Source organism: Bradyrhizobium nanningense, assembly GCF_004114535.1.
In the GTDB taxonomy this organism is placed as follows: domain Bacteria; phylum Pseudomonadota; class Alphaproteobacteria; order Rhizobiales; family Xanthobacteraceae; genus Bradyrhizobium; species Bradyrhizobium nanningense.
In genome coordinates this window covers 125,117-145,983 of record NZ_LBJC01000016.1, presented here as the reverse complement: position 1 = coordinate 145,983, position 20,867 = coordinate 125,117, and the positions used below count along the sequence as shown (strand labels likewise).

The following is a 20,867-nucleotide window of genomic DNA, read 5'->3' as shown; positions in this document are numbered from 1 at the left end:
AAGCAAAGCCACAGCTGAACAGTTCAACTGTCGCGCGAGCCGACTGGTACGATGAGTGCATCGACCGCGACGACGCCATGCTTGCGCACGAACAGCGGATTGATGTCGATGGAGCGAATTTCATCTCCGAGTGTTCGGGCGATCGCGTCAAGTCGTCCGACAGCACTCATCAAAGCTCTCGTATCCAGCGCGGGAGCGCCGCGATATCCTTGCAGCAGCTTCTGGACGCGCAGCTCAGCAATCATCTGTTGCGGTTCGCCGACTCTGAGCCACGCGGGGCGAAGCGCGGCGTCGTCCATGATCTCGGTCCAGATTCCGCCCTGGCCAAGCACAACGAATGATCCGAGAACATCATCCGTCTCCAGGCCAAGGATCATTTCGACACCATCTCGCACATATGGTTGGACGATAAGGACCTGCGCCCCACCGGCGAAGAGTGTTGCCGCCGCTGATGACAATTCAAAATCATTCCTCAGATTTGTTACGACACCTGAGAGCTCAGTTCGATGAAGCACATTCGTGTCGCCGATTTTTGCGACAACCGGATATCCGAGTTCGTTCGCGGAGCTGACGGCGTCATCGACGCTTCCGACGAAACGACTTTCGACGACGGGGACGCCCGCAGCAGCCAAGAACTCGAGCGCCGGCCTTCCCGAAAATGGCTTTCCGCCGAAGTCATAAAGACGCTTCTTCATGCTCGATCGGTCGATCGGCGCTTCATCTGCAAGCGGCGGCGCAGGACGGGACCATGTCACCGCACGATCAAGAGCCCGAAAAGCTTCTCTCTGCCCCAGGACCACTACATTTTTATCGAGCAGGCTTTCGATTTTCTCAGGCGACGTTGAACCATCTACTGGCGTCATCAGCGTCACGAGCTTGTTTGTTTTTGCGGCCACTTCTACTGCGCATTCAGCCCACGTTTCGTATGCCGCACCATTTCGACCAGGGTGACTCGGATCGTAAAGTGTTGCGAAAACGTCCACGTTCGCGTCGCCTGCTATCGTATGGAAGATCCTCCTGGAGTCTTCTTTCAAATTCTCGACCCCCCAAAAGTCGAGAGGATTTCTGCAAGCGATTATGTCGGGCAAGAAGCTGCGGAGTCCGTTAACCGTCTGCGGTTGCAATTCGGCGTAGCTGAGCGCCTCGCACTTGCCCAACTCATCCGCATACATTTGGACTAACCCACCCGATGGGCAGGCTACCCCAAGCCGTCCTTCGCCCGGAGACCGCCCCGCTTGCGCTATGAGGGCGGAGGCAAGCAATTCTTCGATCGAATCCACCTGCACCACGCCGTGCCTCTTGAACAGCTCGCGGTAGAAGCGATAGGGCGCGGTGAGCGCACCTGTATGCGCGGTGGCCAGTTCGCGAGACGCCTCCGTGCGTCCGGGCTTTAGCAGAATCACGGGCTTGCCGGCAGCGCGAGCCCGGTCGCACTCGAAGAAGAAATTCTCTGGATCACGAACTGCTTCGACGAATCCACAGATGACTCGGACGCGAGGATCATCCACGAAGTAGCGCAGGAAATCGGCACTACCTGTGACAGCTTCGTTGCCGCAGGTGACGACGTGACTCCAACGTACGCCGCGACCGCCGCCCATCAGAGCGAGTTTTGTTCCCCCGCCTTGGGACAATAGAGCGACACAGCCGGGCTTAAGTACCTCAGCCAACGAAATGTTTAGATGCACCCGGTCAATCCAGTTGATCAACCCACTGGAATTTGGTCCGAGCACGGCCATTCCAGAGGCTTGCGCAATCTCTACAATCTTAGCTTGCGCCGCAACTCCTTCTGCACCTCCGGACTCCGCGAATCCAATCTCAGGGATAACCGCGGCCCGAACTCCGACCTCCGCCGCCTCTTCGAGCGCGGCTACCGATCCCTCACGATTGCGTAGAATGAGGACAGCATCGGGCACAAACGGCATGCTCTTGAGGGAATCATAGCAGGAGTAGCCGGCAATTCGGTCGTACTTCGGATTCACCGCGGCCACTTTTCCCGAGTAGCCAATCCGTTTGTAATATTCGAGCGATTGGCTGCGGGCCTCCGACGCGGGACTTGCGCCGATTACCGCTACCGATTTCGGCTGGAAGAGGGCGAACAGCGCACCTTCGCTTGCCGGAGTCGACTTATGGGGGCGGTACCGTGTCAGCACGTTGTCCTTTCAGTAGAGAAGTTAAGGAGTTTAGAATGTAAGACACACCAACGCAGTCAGCCCGCAATATTTGGAAAATAAACGAGGAAATCCTGCGAACTGGGGAGGCTTTGCGCAGCGCGTCGCATGTCGCTCGTCCGCTCGTGAAGTCCGCAAATCGGCGACATCCCGTCATCACGGCGTTGAGCTGGCCATCCAGGGCTAGAGTTGCTCAGGTACGCAGGGTGATATCTCCTTTGGCGTGCCGATTTTTGGCAAGGGCACAATTTCCGAGAGACGTGCTTGAATGAACGTGACCGCCAAAGGCGGCCTTGCCGCCACTTGTTCGTTTGCTCAAGTCGGTATTCTCGGCCTCTTGCTTGCGGATGTATTCCCTGATCACTGCCTCGTCTCGACCGACGGAAGACGAAGTATCTGCCGGCTCAGAGCTGCTGCCTTACAAGTTGCGTTCCCTCTCTCCATAGACTTTTGCCACGTGGATTGCACTTTTGCCTTTGAAGTGCCCAATCACTTGCGACACCGCACATTTGGGTGGGATCGAAATCATCATGTGAATGTGATCCGGCATCAAATGCCCATCTTCGACCCTGCACTCCTTCGGCAATGCCGATCTTCGGAACACCTCCTCGAGATGCTGCCTCCAACTCGGCCTCAATGATCACCACGTGATATTTGCGCTCTCACTTGCTGTGGTTTAGACTCTCGTAAATCTCCATCGCGAACCTCCTTCTCATGTGCATGGTGGCTCGAGAGCTTCCTCGATGGACGAGCGATGAAGCGTCAAACTTCTGCTGCCTCCCCGGCAGGCCGGAGGCCTCCCTTGGTAGGCTAGGGTTCAGTTTTGGTACGCGAGACCGCAATAGGCTATCTGGCGCGACCGCGGACTGCGCACTTATCCAAATAGTATCACCTAAGCAAAGCCCACCATTTGAGGGATTGTCATGAAGGTCGCGTCCCTTCCAGCACTTGGGAGACTTGCGGGTGCTACGTCGACGGGATTCCGTTGCAGGCAATGAAATGCAGGGGCAAGCTGCCAGTCCTCATGCTAATCCTCCGCTTCTGAACCGCTGCCAAATCGCTAGTGTCTTGCGATCGGATGTATTTACGGAGTGCGATGGAATTTGCCGTTTGGCGGCGGATGAAAGTGTCATGCTTTCTCAAGTTGGCAAATACTAGCGACAATGCGGCGAATACCACGGCAATTCTGCTTCGGTATATCCGACGCTCAGGAGAACTGACCGCGTCGACCTTCCCAACTTCGCCGTTGGGGCAGCGCACGAGCCTTTGCGCCCGCCACCGACCGCATGTTCGACCTGCCTTCACCTTGCCCGGGAGTATCGACTGCCAATGTTATGACGTGAAGGTTCTCGCAGAGAGCTACACCGTCGTCGCTGCGTGAGCGCGGACAACCATTCGTCGGCGGAATCATCGCGGAAAGCTGCGGTGAGAAAGGACGTATTCCGAGCATAGTTTCTCTTACCTTTTCTGAAGACGTTGATCACTCATTGGCCCATCTCAAGGCCGACGATTTTGATGGCGGGCACCTGACTCTTGCGGACCGATTTGATGCGATCTTGAGCAGGTCTACGACGCGCCTTTGGGATTTGCGAGTGATCGCGGGATGCCCCCAGGATCTTGAAGGTTTTGTGAGGTCGCGCTCTCGGGACGACACCGGAGGCACTTATCGCGACCCATAGGAGCCGGCTTGAACGAAGCGCGTGTTGTTTTGGCGCTATGAGAAAAGTGCCGCGGCACGCAGGCAAAAGTGACGACAGCCGCACGACTGCTGGCTGTTTTGGCGAGGAAAATCTCGCGTGTTGACGCCGTCATCGTCGGAAGGCGTGGCACTCATCCTCATCGCGAGCGAGGCGGGTTAAGTCGAGGTCGATTATGCCAAGGTGTTCGTCGGCCGATCCAAAACCCGCACGTGGCGGTATGGTTGCGCAGCCAGCCTCGTTCGCCCCTTTCGGCCAAAGAGATCGGTCACCGGCGGCGGGGGCTCATTCAATTATGGCGCAAAACCTTCGGGCGGGTGATATCCACGCAGTCAGGCGTTTTCAGCTCCCCGACCCGCCCCAACGTGGGTCCATGACGCTTTACCTACGCAAACCGATAGTCGCTCGGCGTTCGTTGTCCAAAGCTCGGATGGCTTTTCGTGCCCTCACTGGTTAGTCCACACCTTCTATCCCGGCATCGGCGCAGGATTTCGCCTCCTGAGGCGCGCAAAATAAAGAAATTAAGCTCTAGAAGCCTCATAATATTTCCGTGGTAGACATAACTTCTGTCGAGCTGCAAAGGTCGGATAGGGAGAAATGTGGGTGCGGCAACAATGCACCAATCGTTCGATCGGGAGCGTCTCATGCAGGCTTGCCCCGGCGGTCTCGATGAACTCGCGAAGCTGCATTCCGTCGAAAAACATGGTGGTTTCGTAGTCGGCAGCGCCGAGCAACGGGAGGAGCGCCGCGACCGGAGGGAGGGTCATGGCACGAAAAATGCCGCTGTGAAGTTTTCCGACATTCAGAAAGCCTACGTCGGCGAAATCGGCTCCGGCAGGACACGACGCTCATGATGCTCGCCGGCTTCGAGGTGCCCAGCCAGGGCTGCATTTTTCTGGAGGGGCGCTCGATCAAGATGCTCCCGTACACGCGCAATATCGGCATGGTGTTCCAGAACTACGCGCTTTTTCCGCACATGACCGTGGAGGAAAACCTCGCCTTCCCGTTTAAGGTTCGCAGATCGGTAAGGCCGAGATCGAGGCCAGGATCAAGTGGGCGCTCGAGATGGTCCGGCTCGGCGCCTATGGCAAGCGCCGGCCTAGTCAACTCTCGGGCGGCCAGCAGCAGCGCGTCGCGCTTGCCCTCGGCCCTGGTCTTCGATCCCAAGCTCGTGCTGATGGACGAGCCGCTCGGCGCGCTGGACAAGCAGCTGCGCGAGCAGAAATTCGAGATCAAGCACATCCACGAGGACCTCGGCCTCACCGTAGGTCTATGTGCGCATGACCAGGGCGAGGCGCTGACTATGTCGGACCGAACCGCGGTGTTCAACGAGGGGGTCACCCAGCAGCTCGCCGCGCCCGCCGCGTGTACGAGCGGCCGCACAATGCCTTCGTCGCCATCTGCGAGAACAACTGGCTCCACGGTGAGGTCGTCGCGATGAATGGCGCGGCCTATCAAGTGCAGGTTGCAGGCGGGGTTAACGTGCAGGCTCTGGCGATCCATGTCGAGGCGATCGGTCGGCCGACTGTGTTGTCGTTGCGGCCGGAGCAAGTGAAGCCCAGGTTCGCTGCCCAATATCTTCAGCGCGCAGATTACGGAGGTGATCTATTTGGGCGACCACGTTCGAATCCGAGTTTCGGTCTGCGGCCGTGATGACTTTGTGGTCAAGCTGCCGAATTCGGAGGGCATGATGCAGGTCGAGCGGGGTGCTGCGATCACCCTCGGCTGGAGAACGGACGATTGTCGGGCGCTCGACGCGTCCTGACGATGGCGCGACGGTTCGCCTCGAGGCGTTTGGTCGGGGTTTCAACAACGCCGTCACATCCTGGGGACGGCATAGCAGGGAGAGAGCAGACGATGAGGAACACACTATTGTTGATCGTCGGCGTAAATTGCCTAGCAGCGGGGGCGCTTGCGCCGGCGAAACCCGCCTTTGCGGCCGATCAGCTGACGATCACCTCCTTTGGAGGGGGCCTACCAGACGGCCCTGCGCAAAGCCTTTTTCGAACCCTTCACCAAGGCGACCGGGATCAAGATCACCGAAGATGAGTACAACGCGGAGAATGCCAAGATCCTCGCTATGGTCAAGTCCAAGACCGTGAGTTGGGACGTTGTCGACGGCGACCCGCTCTGGGACACTAAGTTGTGCGCCGAGGGCATCATTGAGACGATCGACTGGAAAAAGCTGGGTCTTGACCGGGCTATGTTCAAGGGCGCCGACAAGCACGACTGCGGGGTGCCCTCATCCACATCTGCCAAGGTCGTCGCCTATGACAAGGACAAGCTGCCGAACGGCCCGGAGACCATCGCCGACTTGTTCGACACGCAGAAATTCCCAGGCAAGCGCGGGTTGTCGAAGAATCCCTCCGGCACTCTCGAATGGGCGCTGATCGCCGATGGTGTGCCCATCAAGGACGTTTACAAGGTCCTTAACACGCCCGAGGGAGTCGATCGCGCCTTCAAGAAGCTCGACACGATCAAGAAGGACGTCATCTGGTGGACGTCCACCGCCCAGCCGCCGCAGCTTCTCGCTGATGGCCATGTCGTCATGACCGCAGTCTGGAACGGCCGGATCTACGATGCTGTCAAGAACTCCGGCAAACATTTCGAGATCATGTGGGATGCCCAGCTGTTGGAGTGGGGTCTCTGGGTGATTCCCAAGGGCGGGCGACACCTGGACGATGCCTACAAGTTCCTCGCCTTCGCCAGCTCACCCCAAGCGCAGGCCGATCTGACGCGTTACACACCATACGGGCCCGCCAATAAGGATGCGGTGGCGCTTGTTGATCCGGCGATGCTGCCCCACCTTCCGATTGCGCCGAATCATATAGGAAATGCTCTGGAGATCGACAAAGCCTTTTGGAACGAGAAGGGCGACGAGTTGCGCCAGCGATTCAGCGCCTGGCTCGCGAAGTAGACTAGGGAAAGAACGGCGGGAAGACTTTCGGTCTTCGCGCCTTCAATGGATGAACTGAGAGAGAGAGAGAGAGAGAGAGAAATGGCGACAATGGCTGTTCAAAATCGCTGAAAGCCCAGACGTTCCGCTGCGGACCAAGCTGCAGTCGGTCGAGCGCCAGCGCCTTCACCCTGGTCCTGCCGCGATCGCTTTTGTCTTGCCGATCGGCCGAATGATTTCAACGCGGTCTATGATGATGCGCTGCTGGGGCTGATGCCGCGAACCATGGCAGCGCTGAGCGGTTGGGACGGCAAGGACCTTCCGAACGAGAGCGCCTATGCCGCTCTCGCTGGAGACCTCAAGCAGGCCTGGGCGCAGAAGACCGCGGGCGCGATCGGCAACTGATAAATTATGAGCTGGCTAGCGCTCTCAGCCAGGTGATATCAAGCGCCCGCAACGCCAGCATGCTTTCCGCCAGCCCCTAGCTCTGGGGCGGCACGACGTCTGGACCCTGGTGGAGCGCAGAAGCTCGGGCTATACAGCGTTTTCGCTGCTGCGTTCAGTTGATTACCAGTATGGCCCCGATGGCCAGATCATCGCCTCGCCGCCAGAAAACGCGATCTTCCGCGACCTGTTTCTGCGCACGCTTGGCATCAGCATCGGCGTGACCGCAGACCCCGCCGGGGATCGCCGCACGCGGCTGGGGGAAGTAGACCTTCCAGAAGGCGTAGAATGGGCCAGCGCCGAGTGAGCGGGCGGCCCGGACGAAGGTCGGAGATCGTCTTCCCAATGCTGAAGATCGGCATCAGCGTGAAGGGTAATAATATAAGTTATGGCCACGATCGTCCCGACCCGGTTGAAGATAAGCTCGGCCGGTTCCGATATGACATGCAAGGCCATCAACATTCCGTGACGAGTCCGTGCGGAGCACAACCCAGGCGGTGGTACGAACTAATATCGACTCCCCAAATGGCAGCACGACGATGATCATCAGCAGATTGCTAGACTCTGGTGGCAGTATCGTGAGCAGTTACGTCAAGGGGAAAACCTAGCAGCAGGGTCGAGGCGGCCGATCGCGGTCTTCTTCAAGATTACCCTACCGCTCATACTTCCGGGCGTGATCTCCGGTTTTCTAGTCTCCTTCGACAGTCGCCCTTTTCGTCGCTAGCGCCGAGCAGCGCACCTTGCCGAAGGTCATGTTTTCGGGCATCCGCGAGGAGATCAGTTCGACCATCACTGCCGCTGAAACCGTGCTGATCCTGTTCTCTATCGCAATGCTTACCACAGTCGAGCGGCGGCGGTCGGCGCGGCTGCGTCGCATCCGCAAAACCTGACGGAGTATCCCGACCGCCCTCTGCCGACGGGGCGTATACGCATCATTTTATTGAGCCTAACGAATTGCTGTCCTGGGCGATGTTCCTTTTCCAGGTGAAGCGGACCTTGCCGTCGGAGAGCGAGGTTAGCCGGCTATTGGATGGCGACGCGATGGGTGTAGCGGCCGAGATAGGCCAGCGCCTGTGCAGGGCCCCCGAACGGTGGTTTGGCATAGGACCCATTCGATGCGCCTGAGTCGGTCGGGTCTGGCGGCGAAGGCCGTGGGCTCGGCCATGCCCGCGAGGTTGCCGAAGAAGCGCAGCCTGCAAGCCTCGAATGCATCCTACAGGTTACGCCGTGGTGGCGCCCCTTGCGCGCCGCTCGACGCGGCCGAGATGCCCCGCGCGGGCCTGCCGAACGCTTTGGGCCGGCGGAAGACGTCCGCCACCTCAGAACGGCAGCCATGGCGCGTGCTCGGCTGCGGCGGCACGACACGAAGCCGGACGTTGGCGACTTGGGTGTAGCGCGCCGTGGCCAAGCTGGCATGGCCGAGCAGCACTTGGATGATGCGCACGTCGGCCCTGTTCTCCAGGAGATGCGTCGCGAAGTTGTGCCGCAGCGTGTGGACGGTCACCTTTTGCGCAGGCCGGCCACCAACTGGGTCGAACGGCGGGCGGCGTGCAATACGGTGGGATCGAGCGGCCGGTCCTCATCACGGCCGGGGAACATCCAGCGCTGTTGCCGGGCCAATGGCAAATCGCAACAACCGTGCGTAGAGAATGAAGTAACGGTGCTTGCCGCCGTTGCCTCGCGCAACGCGGATCACCATCCGCTGGCCGTCGATTCCGCAATCCTCAAACAGAACCACCTCCGCCATGCGCAGTCCGGCGGCATAGATCGTCGTCAGCGCGGTGCCGGCTCTTCAGGCTTGGAGTTCACTCCAGGAAATGCGCGACCTCTTCGGCGCTCAGCACCACCGGCAGCTTGCTCGGCTGGCGCATAGCTGATGCGCTCTGAAATCCCGTCATGGCCGAGCGTCACGCCGTAGAAAAAGCCGCAGCGCCACACAATTAAAATTGAGCGCCCGCCGGGACATCCCCATCGCCACCAGGTGGACCTGGAAAGTGCGGATATTCTCCAGCTCAAGACAATCGGGCGACCGACCTAAATTTACCCGCTCAACCCGACACCACGGCAAGGTCGGATCACTGCGTCGCCAGCGACAGATTGCGGGACCGTCATGTCCTCAATCATGCGGCGGCGAAGAGGGCTAATCTCAGCCATTGAAAAACTCCTGTCTGAAGAACTGGGATTCGAAAACCCGCAATCCTTTCAGACAGGAGCCTGCTCTTGCGATCTCTCCTCAATTGCCGCGCCAGCGGCTTCGTTCAATCAGCTCGGGAATGCGGTCCATGCCGAACAGCGTCCCCGGAGAGGGCGAGAAAGTCACGCCTCAGGTCCCGGGGCGCGAGATCTCGGTCTCCTTGCAGGTAATGAATTCGAGCAGCGCCGGAATGCCGGCCTGCGTCTTCTGGATACCGCGCTTGATCGCGGGCACGATATCTTCAGGCCTCGTTATACGCTCGCCATAGCCACCGAAGGCACGTGCCATCGCGGCATAATCGCCGGAAATGTCGGTCGACCGATATTTTTCCGTCGCGACCGGCATGATCTTTAGCTCGATCGCCATGGAAAAGTTGTTCAGCAGGATCGATAGAATTGGAATCCTTTCCCGCACAGCCGTCTCGAAGTCCATTCCGGTAAATCCGATGGCCGCATCACCCCAAACATTGATGCAGAGCTTGTCCGGACTTGCGAGCTTCGCGCCCATTGCGAGCCCCAAGCCGTAGCCGAGTTGAGTCGTCTTGCCCCAGCCGAGATAGGACAGCGGCTCGACTGACTTCCAGAATGGCGTGAGCTGGTCACGGGGGCTGCCCGCATCATGCGTGATGATAGTGTTCTTAATGTCAACTGTGTGCTGAAGATCCCATAGTACGCGATAAGGGCTGAGCGGAGCGTCATTGCTTGTGAGCTTCGGCATCCACTTTGCGAGCCACTCTTTCTGCGAGGTCGCAATTTCCTCCGCCAACCCTCGCGCGTCGCGATCAGATGCGACGCTCTTGCCGACCTCCGCCAAGAGCGCATCGAGCACGAGACCAGCGTCGCCGACGAGGCCGATTTTCGCTTCGACGTCCTTGTTGAGATGGTTAGGATCGATCGTCGAGTGGATAACGGTCTTGCCCTTCGGCATAGGGACGGCGAAATCAGTTTCGGTGAAGGAGCAGCCGATGCCGAAGATGACGTCCGCTTCGGCCAGAAATTTCGATACGGCGCGCGGCCACGCGAGCCCGCCGGAGCCGAGGGAGAGCGGATGCGTTTCGGGAAAGGCCGATTTGCCGCCCAGGCTAGTGGCCACAGGAATAGCAAGCCGCTCGGCGAGCCGCTTCAAATGCGGCCAAGCACGGGCGTAATGCACGCCTTGGCCGGCATAGATCACCGGCCGCTTGGCGCCGATGAGAAGCTCTGCTGCTTCCCTGATGTGAGCTGGATCCGCGCCAAAGCGCGTTCGCAACACGGGCGTGTAGTTCAAGGGTTCTGGCACCTCCTCATTCCACATGTCCGTGGGGATCTCGACCACAACCGGCCCGCCGCGACCGTTCCTCAATTTGGTGAAGGCGCGGCGGAAGATATTGGCGACTTCTGCAGCCAGCGTGATCGGCTCGGCTGATTTCGAGAAAGGCCGCATCGTCTGGCTGGAATTGAAATTCGGCTCGATATTGGCGATCCGACGCGGATAGCCCATCGGCAGTACGAGAACGGGGACGGACTCGCCGAAACATTGTGCTACGCCACCCATGGCGTTCTCTGCGCCAGGGCCGTGCTGCATGCAGAAGACGCCGATCTTGTCCCCGGAGGTCACCCGAGAGATCGCATCCGCCATGTGAACGCCAACGCGCTCCTGGCGCACCATGACAGGTCGAATGTCGGCTCTTGCGGCATATTCGATCAGGTGATTAACCGGATAGCCGCATAGAATTTCGATGCCTTCGCGCTTGAGAATTTCCGCAATCGCTTCACCCAGTTTCATGATCGTCTGTTCCCCAAATCAGCCGAATATGCTTCGGCCTGTTGTACCCGGTGACCGCCCCTTGCCGACCGTCCACGATGGTGGACAGTTGCCCACAATGTTTGCGGGGAAAGTCGTCCTCGGCGGCGCTGGCCCACATGCAAGCTACCGTCACCCGAATCCTGCCATGTGATCTCCGGCAACCCTGCCTATGAGGCAACTGACCGCCGCACGTGTGACCGCGAAGGCGCTTCCCTTCCCTGCGCAGAACCTCGCAAGATCGAGGATGCTTTGGTTCATTTCGGACCTGCAAAGCATCTTACAACCTTGTTCTGTCAGGAGTGAGGTGGTGCGCTCCAAGCTCTCCTAGATAAGGCAAACGTGTAAGATGTACCGACGCCTAAAGGCTGCAAAAATCAGCTAAGAACGATCGAAATTCTGCAAAATGCGCGCGGCAGTCTCGATTTCGAGGCTCGACGATGACGCATGCCGCTGCTCGCGGGCGGCAGTCGCCGGCGTCCGGCGCGGCCGCAGATCAAACGCGTCCGGCCTCTACCGCAGTAAAAGCCACTCCTGCGGTTCATCGCAATCAGACGCGCATGCTGCGATGATAGCTTCATCGCCATCATCAATGATTCTATGCTCGCGGTGCATTGTGACCACGATAGCCCTTTGTCGAGAACAAGGCGGCCGATGATGTTAGCGATCAGCGTCTGCAGGTCCGGGATCAGCTAGGCTGCCGCAAGCGTGGTGGCGACGGACACCTTGACCGCGATCTATGGACCACGCCGGCGTTGCAAGAGGAATCAACAAAGGCATAAGCGGTTTGCGCCAATCTATCCGGCTTCGATTTAAGGATGTCGCCCCGAGCCATTATGGATATCCCCCCACTTCCGTCCTCGATAACTCGCCGGCCTCAAGTGGGCGAAGGGGCGAACTAGGGCTGGGACTCAAATGATCCAATAGGCAACGATGGCGGCGAGATGGACGGCAGCCAAGAAGTTCCTGGCTAGTTTGTCGTAGCGAGTTGCGACACGCCTGAAATCCTTGAGGCGGCAGAAACAGCGCTCGATGACGTTGCGCCCCTTGTAGGCGCGTTTGCTGAAGCTGTGGAGAGTGACCCTGTTGGATTTGTTTGGAATGACGGGCTTGGCACCACGATCGACGATTTCGGCTCGAAAGCCGTCGCCGTCGTACCCTTTGTCGCCAATGAGGGCAGACATGGGTGGCGCGAGTTCCAAAAGGGCTGGCGCTGCGGCAATATCAGCGTCCTGGCCTGGAGTGAGATGAAATGCGCAAGGTCTGCAGTCAGGGTCGCTCAGCGCGTGGATTTTCGTGGTCCGCCCGCCGCGCGAGCGGCCGATCGCTTGTTCATGCTCCCCCCTTTTCCGCCGCTCGCCGAGCGATGCGCTTTGATCGTGGTGGAGTCGATGGACAAAGTCACGCCGTCTTTGCCGCAGCGGGCGAGCGCTTCAAAGATCGCCCGCCAATGTCCGCGCTTGGCCCAGCGATTGAAACGATTGTAGATCGTCGTGTACGGACCATAGTCGGGCGGGCAATCGCGCCAGCGTGCGCCGCACTGAAGCATGTGAATGATACCGCTGATGACGCGTCGATCGTCGTCGCGCACCGGTCCGGTCTGGTTCGTTGGCAGATGCGGCTCTATCAGAGCCCATTGCTTGTCGTTGAGCCAGAACAGTCCCTTGCGCATCGAAGTCCCCCGCGTGGAATCAACCCGCTGCGAGGCAATCACAGATCGCTAATTAGGTACAGACCCTAGGTTTCAGAAATGTTGGTGGAACCGTTTCTCCATTCGTCCCTTCCGTCTCGCAAAACTCGGCGGGACAGTGTGCTAATCCGATCGGACCGGTTGCCGCGTCTCGATGTGCGACCGAGAATGGTTCAATCATCGGTCGAGATTTGTTTCGGTACCAGACCAAGCCCGCCGCAAGGTCGCGGTCCTTCTGGAACGCATCACCAGTTCCGATCGCGGAGATTATCGCGTGGAGATGATTGGCCCGACCCCCAGCACACTCATCAGGCGGCGACAATGCGCATCTCGCTCCATGATCTCGTTGATCTCCTTGATGACTAACGCGACGCGACGGCCGAGCGCCAGCCCTCAGCCAGGTCCTGGATGACCGAACCACCTGAGGCGACAGGCCCTACTTTTAGTAAATCCTGAGATCCGAAATGGAATTGAAGGCGTGTCTGTCCTCATAGAATCCCTAGGGCAGCTCACGAGCATCTTCCTTGATCATGTCTGCTCCTTTTTCGGCGACCATGATCGTCGGCGCGTAGGTGTTGCCGGAAGGCACGGTTGGCATGATAGAGGCATCAATGACGCGCAACCCAACAAGGCCATGCACACGCAGGCGGTCGTCAACCACCGCCATAGGATCGTTACCCATCTTACAAGTGCCGACAAAATGATGGAGGCCCCCCCCGGTATGTCGAGCGTAGTCAAGCCATTGTTCGTAGTTCTGCACCCGATCGCCGGGGCAGATCTCGAAAGAGACCCATTTGGCGATGACAGGGTTCTGCATAATCTTGCGCGCGATCTGCAAGCCGTAGACCGTGCTGTCGCAGTCCATCTTCGAGGACAGATATTTCGGCTCAATAGCTGGCTCGCTGCCGGGGATCGCCGACCTGATATGGATTGAACCGCGCGAAGTGGGCCGACACTGGTTAATCGCGATGCCCATTCCCGGTTCTTTCTCGAGGTGTCCCGGCCGCGCCGGATCCTTCGTCCCGGGCGCCATGTGGATCTGCACGTCAGGCGTCTGCAGACTGGGAAGGGTGCGCACAAATCCGGCTACTAATGCCGTTGGCCGAGTAAGCAGGCCGGTGCCACTGACATAGTACCGCATGATTTCACGCAAAAGCTGCAAGCCACGGGCCTGCTCGTTAAACGTGATCGGCCGGTTGATGCGATGGCATAGGTTTACATAGAAATGGTTGCCATAGTTTTCGCCAACCCCTTTCAACTCATGGCAGATCTCGATCCCGAGCTTCTTGAGGACTTCCGGCTGGCCGATGCCCGAAAGCTCCAGCACGCCGGGGGACTGAATAGCGCCGCAAGAAACGATCACCTCACCTCCGCAGCGCGCCTCTCTAGTTTCGCCGTGCAACCTATAAGTGACCCCGACCGCGCGCTTTCCCTCGATCAGGATACGGCTGACGAGCGCGTTGGTCTCGATGTGCAGGTTGGGCCGCTTGCGGGCCGGCTCCAGGAAAGCGCGAGCCGCGGACCAGCGCTGACCGTTCTTGATCGTCGCCTGAAAGTAGCCGAAACCCGCCTGCTGCCCATTGTTGTAGTCTAGGTTGCGCGGGAAGCCGCTGACCTCGGCGGCTTCGATAAGCGCGTCGCCAAGCAAATGGTGCTCGTTAATGTCGCGTACATTAAGGAACCCGCTTTTACCGCGCGACTGATCCCCCCGGCCCTCGTAGTGCTCCGATTTTTTGAAATATGGTAGCACATCTTCGTATGACCAGCCGCGATTGCCCAACTGACTCCAGGTGTCATAATCGAGCGGCTGCCCGCGTACATACAGCATACCGTTGATCAAACTCGAGCCGCCCAGCCCCCGCCCGCTAGCGCATGGCAGGCGCGGGCTGCCCACATTGCCGCCGATCTGGAAATTCCAACTGAAGGTTTTGCGGAGCTGGCGTGTGGTGTAGCCTGCGGGAATATCGATCCACATCGACCGGTCGCGCGGGCCGGCCTCGAGCAGCAGTACTTTGACCCGCGCATCTTCACTCAGGCGATTGGCGAGTACACAACCGGCCGAGCCGCCACCGACGATGATGTAGTCCCATTTGAACATAGGTTAAAGTTCCTGTAGCAAGTGTTATTCTTGGCTCTAGCCAAAGAGCAAACATTGATCAGTTGGTATTCGGTGTATTTCGTGCCGGCGCTCCTAGTAGCGCTATCCAACTCGCCTCGGGGAATTTTTGAAGACGCTGGGGAACGGATCGAAATCATAGCCACAGGTCCGGCTTGATTTGCTGCAATGAGCCGCGTGCTCACGCGCAAATCCAGCGCTTCGGGGCTTTCTTCAATGGATTTCAGCTGACCGGCGGATGGGGCCCCGCGAAAGCGGCGCCTTCAATAGCCTAGGCGGGAACTTGCTGAATGACTTGGATCGGGTCCACGTCAGCAGTTTCGCTTCTCGACGCCGGCGGGATCTGCATTGGACGGCGATAGGTTGGTCGGACGAGACGGCCACAAAGCTAGGAAAGAGACGTGTGTCCCCTCGGAATGGTTAAGCTTGAAACTGTTGTGGCGTGATTGCAGTTATCTTCACCGCGCACTCGCCATCTGCTTCTGTCGGATCGATTTCCGGTTCTTAGATCCAAATTGTGAGGGCCGCTTGTCTCATCTGCGCGCACGCTCACGCGCCTGCGAATAAATCAAACCACGCATTTCATACAGACTACATCAAAGTATCATGGATGATGGTACATCGGCGCGCAACCCATACCGCGTGCGGACTGTGATGAGCTTGGTATCTTTCGTCGGCGATTCCTGTGCCGATTCAGGAGACCGTGCACCATAAGCAAAAACGCGGTTCTCGATGCATTCAGAATGCGCGACAGCGTCGTACTTGACGGTCTAATGCCATCGAAAGGCCCCGACTCGCATACCGGTCGATCTGCAGTCTACGCCAGGTCGTTCGTCGTCATCTCTCCGCAGCTTCTCAGGCCTTATATCTATGAACCGTGGTGCTCGGGTTGTTCTCTCCAACGTTTTGCGCCCGGCTGACAAAGATATTCGATACTACCGGTTTCGATGCACAATTTCGGCTATACGAAGGCCGAGATTGATGAAAACCGGCCCTGTGGTCCGATATCGTCATCAGCCGCAAGTCAAAAGTGTAGGTTGAGGAAACAGTGAGTCTGCAGCAGGCGCCCAAAAGAATCTCAACTTGGGTACCGTCCAGGAAGAGTTTCTAACGATGCTCGGTGCTTCCGCCTCGGGAAAGATGACCACGCTGACGATGCTCGCGGGCTTCGAAGTGCCCATGCATGGCTCGATCCTGTTGGTGGGGCGCTCGATTGATAAGATGCTGCCGCACAAGCGCGATATCGGAAACTACGCATTGTTTCCGCATATTACCGTAGTGGAGAATCTCGCATTGGCAAATCCGGGATGTCAGGATCAAGCGGGTGCTCGAGATCGTCCGCCTCGGCGCGCTCGACGAGCAGTTGCGCGAGCAGATGCAGCTCGAGATCAAGCATATCCATGAGAATCTCGGCGTGATGGTAGTCTATGTGACACATGATCAGGGCGAGGCGTTGACCGTTTCTAACCGGATAGCGGTTTTCAACGACGGCGTGATCCAGCAACTCGCCGCTCCCGCCGAACTCTACGAGCAGCCGCAGAACGCGTTCGTCGCCCACTTTGTCGGCGAAAACAACCGGTTGCAGGGCAAAGTCGTCGCAATAAACGGCACGACCTGCGAGGTGGAGCTTCCCGGCGCCGCCAATGTGCAGGCGCTAGCGATCAACGTAGAGGCGGTCGGCCTGCCGGCCGTGCAGTCGTTGCGGCCGGAGCGGGTGAAGCTCACGACGCCGGGCTCGCTACTCGATGTGTTCGATGCGCGGGTCACAGAGCTCATTTATTTTGGTGATCATGCACGCACCCGCGTCTCAGTGTGCGGCCATGATGACTTTGTGGTCACGCTGCCTAATTCGGAAACGGTGGCGAAGGTTGAGCCCGGCGCAGAGATCACCATTGGTTGGAGAACGGAGGATTGTCGGGTGCTTAATGCGCCATGACAACGATCCGCGCCTTGCCGTGAGCAAATTAGGACACATCTTCGGCGACCCGCCTCCATCCTGGGGCATAGAAGGGAGAATGGACGATGAGGAAGTCATTGGTGACCGCAAGTGGGTTGGCCCTAGCCGGCCTGGCGGTGAGCGTATTGATCCCCCTGAAACCTGCTTTCGCAGGCGATCAGCTCACGATTATCGCTGGAGGCGGAGCCCTCCAGGCTGCCCAGCGCAAGGCCCTGTTCGAGCCTTTCTCGAAAACGAGCGGGATCAAGATCACTGAAGACGAATACAATTATGAGGTCGACAAGATCCGCGCCATGGTCGAGACGAACACGGTCAGTTGGGATGTCGTCGACATCAATCAATCAGCGGCCGTAAGGCTATGCGACGCGGGGATCCTCGAAACTCTCGATTGGAATAAACTGGGTCTTGACCGCGCTAAGTTCTTGGGAGACGGCAAGTATGATTGCGGGGTGCCGAGTCACGTAGGCGCGGCAGTTGTCGCTTATGACAAGGACAAGCTGCCGAATGGCCCCAAAACTATTGCCGACCTATTCGACCTGCAGAAATTCCCCGGTAAGCGCGGACTGTACAAGGACCCCTACAGTAATTTCGAGTGGGCACTGATCGCCGATGGCGTGTCCAAAAAGGACGTCTACAATGTCCTCAAGACGCCTGAAGGCGTGGAGCGCGCCCTCAGAAAGCTCGACACGATTAAGAGGGACGTAATCTGGTGGACAAGCGGCGCGCAGCCACCGCAGCTACTGGCCGACGGCCAGGTCGTCATGACCTCGGCGTGGAATGGCCGCATTTATGATGCTGTCAAAAACTCCGGCAAGCATTTCGAGATCATGTGGGATGCCCAAGTGCCGATAATGAATTTTTGGGCAATTCCGAAGAGCACTCCGCGACGGGACGAGGCATATAAGTTTATTGCTTTCGCCGCTTCGGCTCAGTCTCAAGCCGAACTGACGCGCTACATCTCTTACGGTTCCGGTAACAAGAATGCTGTAAAACTAGTGGATCCGGCGATCCTACCCGATCTTCCGACTGCACCGGAGCATGCGGCCCAAGCGATCGATTTTGACGTCGTCTTCTGGATTGAGAAGGGCGACCAGCTGCGCCAGCGCTTTACTGCTTGGCTTGCGAAGTAACCCTCCAGAAAACGAGGGGGAGGACTTTCGTTCTCCCCATGGACGACCCGAGAAACGAACTGAGAGAGGGCTCGATGACGACGATGGCCGTCCAAATCGATCGCAATCTCGGAGGCGTGCCGCTGCGGACAAGCTGCAGCGGACCGAGCGCGAGCGCGAGCGGAAGCTGAGGGCTTTCGCCCGCGTCCTGCCTCTCCTTCCTGCTGTTTATCCTGATAGACTTGTTTGCCGATCGGCCTGATGATGTTCGGGCTGCTGGTGCTCATGCCGCGAACCATGAAAGTGCTAAGTGGTTGGGACGGAAAGGACCTGCCCAAGGATGGTTTATGCCGCCTCGCTGGAGACCTAAAGCAGGCCTGGGCGTAGACGGATCCGTCCTGGACCGCTGCTGCCTGAGTCTCACCTGCGCGGAGGTAAATTGCGTCAGAGGGCCGCGCCTGAGCATGAATCCGGGGGCGACAAGACTGCCTTCTAACTACGCTCGGTCGCCGTATACGTAATCAAGCCGTCCGCGAAGAGTGCTAATTCAGCCCGGAACGTGCGGCAGCACCGGGATGAGAGCGATAAGAAATGGCGCAGGCCGATCACAGGTTCGACGGCCGATTTGCGGCGTAGTTTACGTTGATTTTAGGCGTCACTCCTCACTTCTGACCGGAGATGAAGACCACGAACTTGTATTCGGGCGGCGCGTTGTGGCCGGGATATCTCTCGTCGGCGAGGAAGCGCGCGTGCCCGCTTCATAGTGCGCGGCTTCGGCACGAGCGCCGCAATCGCCATTTTTGCGCGTCAGCCGCAGCACCCGCTTGCGGTTGACCGCACGGCCCTCCGCCCGCAGCACCGCCATTATCCGCCGGGAGCCGAGAAACCGCTAGGTGGCGAACAGCTCGTCGATGCGCCGCAACAACCCGGATCGTCATCATCATTCGGCAGGTCGCAGCCTATAGATTCCAGAGCGGGCGATTCCGTGCAGCTGGCATTGCCGACGAACCGACAGTTCACCACGGCCGCGGTCAACTACCCTTCAAGCCTTTCTGGTCGTCTTCCGACCGGACCGCCCCCGAATCTGATCCGTGCGGCGATCGAAGAAGAGATCCCGCCGCTTGCCTGGGTCGGCAAGCTTCTCCAGGGTCACTTTGGACGCGATCTCACCGATGGTGAGCCGTCAACTGCCGGCAAGGCGGTGCACGCGGTCGCGGAGGAACTCGGCCACCCCCAAGCAATTCAGGGTGCGTTCTCGATCCACGGGTCGCAACACGGTAGCTGATCGACTTACTATCAATCATATCTCTACCGAGTAGGAAGTCGCCCCACGGGGGCGCATACGGCAAGCTCCAACATCCTGCCGCTAAGTGCCTTGGTCAGACAACGGAAGTGGCTTGGACCAGCGCAGCTTCACCGGCGACCCCCTTGAGGTCTGCGCGGGTATCGGCGGCCATTGACCTTGGCACCGACAGCCCGGCCGACAGGATGCCCCGCGCAGCCATGTGATCGCTAGGCTTGTTCACGCTCTCTACCGCTACCAGTCGCTCTCCCCTGTAGAGGAAAACCGAGAATGCACCGCTCTTCGGATCGCCACGCACTACCGGCTCGTCAGTATCAGCGGCCAGTCCGGCAATCTGCAGGCGGACGCTACCCTGGTTGGACCAGAACCATGGCAAGCAGCGGTAAAGCGCCGGCGCCCCGGTCAGGCCCGCCGCGACGCAGCGCGCCTGGTCGATCGCGTTCTGCACAGATTCCAACCGCACGAGCCCACGGCTGAACGGGTTCGGATGAGCGGCGCAGTCGCCAATCGCGGAGATTGTGGGATCGCTGGTGCGCAGCTGCGCATCGACCACGATTCCGTTATCAACCTTGAGCCCGGCGGCGCGCGCTAGCGCGTCGTTGGGCAGCACGCCAATCGCTATCAAGATCGCGTCCGTGTTGATCGTCGTGCCGTCAGCAAGCATGACCACTTGGCGCGCCGCATTCCTGGCGACCGAGCCGACAGTGTTGCTAAACCATAAGCGGATCCCGGCCTTCGCGTGAAACTGGCGAAAGTAATCGCTCATGACCGGCGACAGCACGCGGCCCATCAGCCGGTCCGCGGCTTCGATCACGTCGACCTCAATATCGCGGCCGCGGAGCAGACAGGCTACCTCGAGGCCGATGAAGCCGCCGCCGGCGACGGTGACGTGGCGAAGTTCGGCAAGCCGTGCCGCGAGACTATGGGCATGCGCAAGCGTGCGCAATTCCAACGCCATGCCGGGATTAAGCCCTGGAATGGCCGGCACTCGGTTCCGCGCACCCGTAGCGAGGACGAGATGGTCGTAAGGGAGAAGTGTGCCGTCAGTCAACACGACAACGCGTGCGTCACGGTCGATGCGCTCGACAACCGCGCCGAGGCGTAGCTCGATCGAATTGGCGGCGTAGAAACTCTCCGCGCGCAGCGGCATCGCGGCCCTGCTCGCCGGATGGAAGTCTTTCGACAGCGGCGGTCTCTGATAGGGCAGATCCGACTCGTCGCCTACGAGGACCAGGGAGCCTGCGAACCTGCGCCGCCGCATTGATGCGGCCAATTCGACGGCCGCCTGTCCACTGCCAACTATCACGACCCGCTCCGGCCTCGCTCGGCTGAGGGTAGCCCCTTCGGCGCGGTCCGTATCGTTGCTCATCTTCTTTTGTCCTCCTCGCTGGCCTATTTTGTTGTTCGGCTCGATGCAACGCTCAGTGGCTTTATGCTTGCTCCCGTATGATCATTCTCGCTAGAGTGGTACTTCTCGGCCCAAATCATGGAACAGCTGCTGCCTCAAGTGA

At 59.0% G+C, this 20,867-nt stretch carries 15 protein-coding genes and 6 pseudogenes; 10 read left to right on the top strand and 11 right to left on the bottom strand.

Annotated features, from left to right (window positions below; genetic code table 11):
- Positions 1 to 23: 23 nt before the first annotated feature.
- Complete coding sequence (locus XH84_RS11070) at positions 24 to 2,150, bottom strand: acetate--CoA ligase family protein (protein WP_128948270.1); 2,127 nt, start codon at positions 2,148 to 2,150, stop codon at positions 24 to 26.
- 314 nt (positions 2,151 to 2,464) lie between these two features.
- Positions 2,465 to 2,815 (bottom strand): annotated as a pseudogene (gene tnpA / locus XH84_RS11065) (IS200/IS605 family transposase); the annotation flags it as partial.
- Between the two features lie 1,664 nt (positions 2,816 to 4,479).
- On the opposite strand from tnpA, the gene XH84_RS41640 reads away from it, so the two are divergent.
- The 6 genes and pseudogenes from XH84_RS41640 to XH84_RS40695 all read left to right on the top strand — a co-directional run bounded on the left by XH84_RS41640 (position 4,480) and on the right by XH84_RS40695 (position 8,095).
- The gene (locus tag XH84_RS41640; RefSeq protein WP_347338878.1) at positions 4,480 to 4,719 is read left to right on the top strand and encodes a hypothetical protein; all 240 of its coding nucleotides are present in this window, start codon (positions 4,480 to 4,482) and stop codon (positions 4,717 to 4,719) included.
- Positions 4,716 to 5,306 carry an ATP-binding cassette domain-containing protein gene (locus XH84_RS41635; RefSeq protein ID WP_347338877.1) on the top strand — a complete coding sequence of 197 codons (591 nt, stop codon included), beginning with the start codon at positions 4,716 to 4,718 and terminating at the stop codon, positions 5,304 to 5,306. The genes XH84_RS41640 and XH84_RS41635 overlap by 4 nt, the downstream gene beginning before the upstream one ends.
- A gap of 159 nt (positions 5,307 to 5,465) precedes the next feature.
- On the top strand, positions 5,466 to 5,630 hold the full coding sequence (locus XH84_RS41630; protein ID WP_347338876.1) for a TOBE domain-containing protein: 165 nt from the start codon (positions 5,466 to 5,468) through the stop codon (positions 5,628 to 5,630).
- Positions 5,631 to 5,722: 92 nt separating this feature from the next.
- A pseudogene (locus tag XH84_RS11055) lies at positions 5,723 to 6,782 on the top strand (ABC transporter substrate-binding protein).
- A gap of 493 nt (positions 6,783 to 7,275) precedes the next feature.
- Positions 7,276 to 7,512 carry a hypothetical protein gene (locus XH84_RS39635; protein ID WP_164937361.1) on the top strand — a complete coding sequence of 79 codons (237 nt, stop codon included), beginning with the start codon at positions 7,276 to 7,278 and terminating at the stop codon, positions 7,510 to 7,512.
- Between the two features lie 433 nt (positions 7,513 to 7,945).
- Positions 7,946 to 8,095: a hypothetical protein gene (locus XH84_RS40695; RefSeq protein ID WP_245471692.1), complete on the top strand. Its 150-nt coding sequence runs from the start codon at positions 7,946 to 7,948 to the stop codon at positions 8,093 to 8,095.
- 81 nt (positions 8,096 to 8,176) lie between these two features.
- On the opposite strand, the pseudogene XH84_RS40355 reads toward XH84_RS40695, so the two are convergent.
- The 6 genes and pseudogenes from XH84_RS40355 to XH84_RS11025 all read right to left on the bottom strand — a co-directional run.
- Positions 8,177 to 8,309: pseudogene (locus XH84_RS40355) on the bottom strand (transposase); the annotation flags it as partial.
- Between the two features lie 109 nt (positions 8,310 to 8,418).
- Positions 8,419 to 8,709: a tyrosine-type recombinase/integrase gene (locus XH84_RS41625; RefSeq protein ID WP_347338874.1), complete on the bottom strand. Its 291-nt coding sequence runs from the start codon at positions 8,707 to 8,709 to the stop codon at positions 8,419 to 8,421.
- 78 nt (positions 8,710 to 8,787) lie between these two features.
- The gene (locus XH84_RS41620; protein ID WP_347338873.1) at positions 8,788 to 8,952 is read right to left on the bottom strand and encodes a hypothetical protein; all 165 of its coding nucleotides are present in this window, start codon (positions 8,950 to 8,952) and stop codon (positions 8,788 to 8,790) included.
- A 576-nt stretch (positions 8,953 to 9,528) separates the two neighbouring features.
- Entirely contained in the window at positions 9,529 to 11,163 is a 1,635-nt protein-coding gene (locus tag XH84_RS11035) for a thiamine pyrophosphate-requiring protein (RefSeq protein ID WP_128948269.1), read from the bottom strand.
- Positions 11,164 to 12,092: 929 nt separating this feature from the next.
- Positions 12,093 to 12,853, bottom strand: a pseudogene (locus tag XH84_RS11030) (IS5 family transposase).
- A 517-nt stretch (positions 12,854 to 13,370) separates the two neighbouring features.
- Complete coding sequence (locus tag XH84_RS11025) at positions 13,371 to 14,969, bottom strand: GMC family oxidoreductase (protein WP_128948267.1); 1,599 nt, start codon at positions 14,967 to 14,969, stop codon at positions 13,371 to 13,373.
- Positions 14,970 to 16,100: 1,131 nt separating this feature from the next.
- Here XH84_RS11025 and XH84_RS40690 point away from each other — a divergent pair.
- From XH84_RS40690 to XH84_RS11015, 3 genes are all read left to right on the top strand, one after another.
- The gene (locus tag XH84_RS40690) at positions 16,101 to 16,391 is read left to right on the top strand and encodes a hypothetical protein (RefSeq protein ID WP_245471698.1); all 291 of its coding nucleotides are present in this window, start codon (positions 16,101 to 16,103) and stop codon (positions 16,389 to 16,391) included.
- Entirely contained in the window at positions 16,312 to 16,923 is a 612-nt protein-coding gene (locus XH84_RS11020) for an ABC transporter ATP-binding protein (protein WP_245471691.1), read from the top strand. The genes XH84_RS40690 and XH84_RS11020 overlap by 80 nt, the downstream gene beginning before the upstream one ends.
- 86 nt (positions 16,924 to 17,009) lie before the next feature.
- On the top strand, positions 17,010 to 18,074 hold the full coding sequence (locus XH84_RS11015) for an ABC transporter substrate-binding protein (protein WP_128948266.1): 1,065 nt from the start codon (positions 17,010 to 17,012) through the stop codon (positions 18,072 to 18,074).
- Positions 18,075 to 18,653: 579 nt separating this feature from the next.
- On the opposite strand, the pseudogene XH84_RS40685 reads toward XH84_RS11015, so the two are convergent.
- Positions 18,654 to 18,799 (bottom strand): annotated as a pseudogene (locus tag XH84_RS40685) (IS5/IS1182 family transposase); the annotation flags it as partial.
- A 47-nt stretch (positions 18,800 to 18,846) separates the two neighbouring features.
- Positions 18,847 to 18,927 (bottom strand): annotated as a pseudogene (locus tag XH84_RS41850) (IS3 family transposase); the annotation flags it as partial.
- 111 nt (positions 18,928 to 19,038) lie between these two features.
- On the opposite strand from XH84_RS41850, the gene XH84_RS11000 reads away from it, so the two are divergent.
- Positions 19,039 to 19,338: a hypothetical protein gene (locus tag XH84_RS11000; protein WP_128948265.1), complete on the top strand. Its 300-nt coding sequence runs from the start codon at positions 19,039 to 19,041 to the stop codon at positions 19,336 to 19,338.
- Positions 19,339 to 19,432: 94 nt separating this feature from the next.
- Here XH84_RS11000 and XH84_RS10995 read toward each other — a convergent pair whose 3' ends face one another.
- Positions 19,433 to 20,725 carry an NAD(P)/FAD-dependent oxidoreductase gene (locus XH84_RS10995; protein ID WP_128948264.1) on the bottom strand — a complete coding sequence of 431 codons (1,293 nt, stop codon included), beginning with the start codon at positions 20,723 to 20,725 and terminating at the stop codon, positions 19,433 to 19,435.
- Between the last annotated feature and the right edge of the window lie 142 nt (positions 20,726 to 20,867).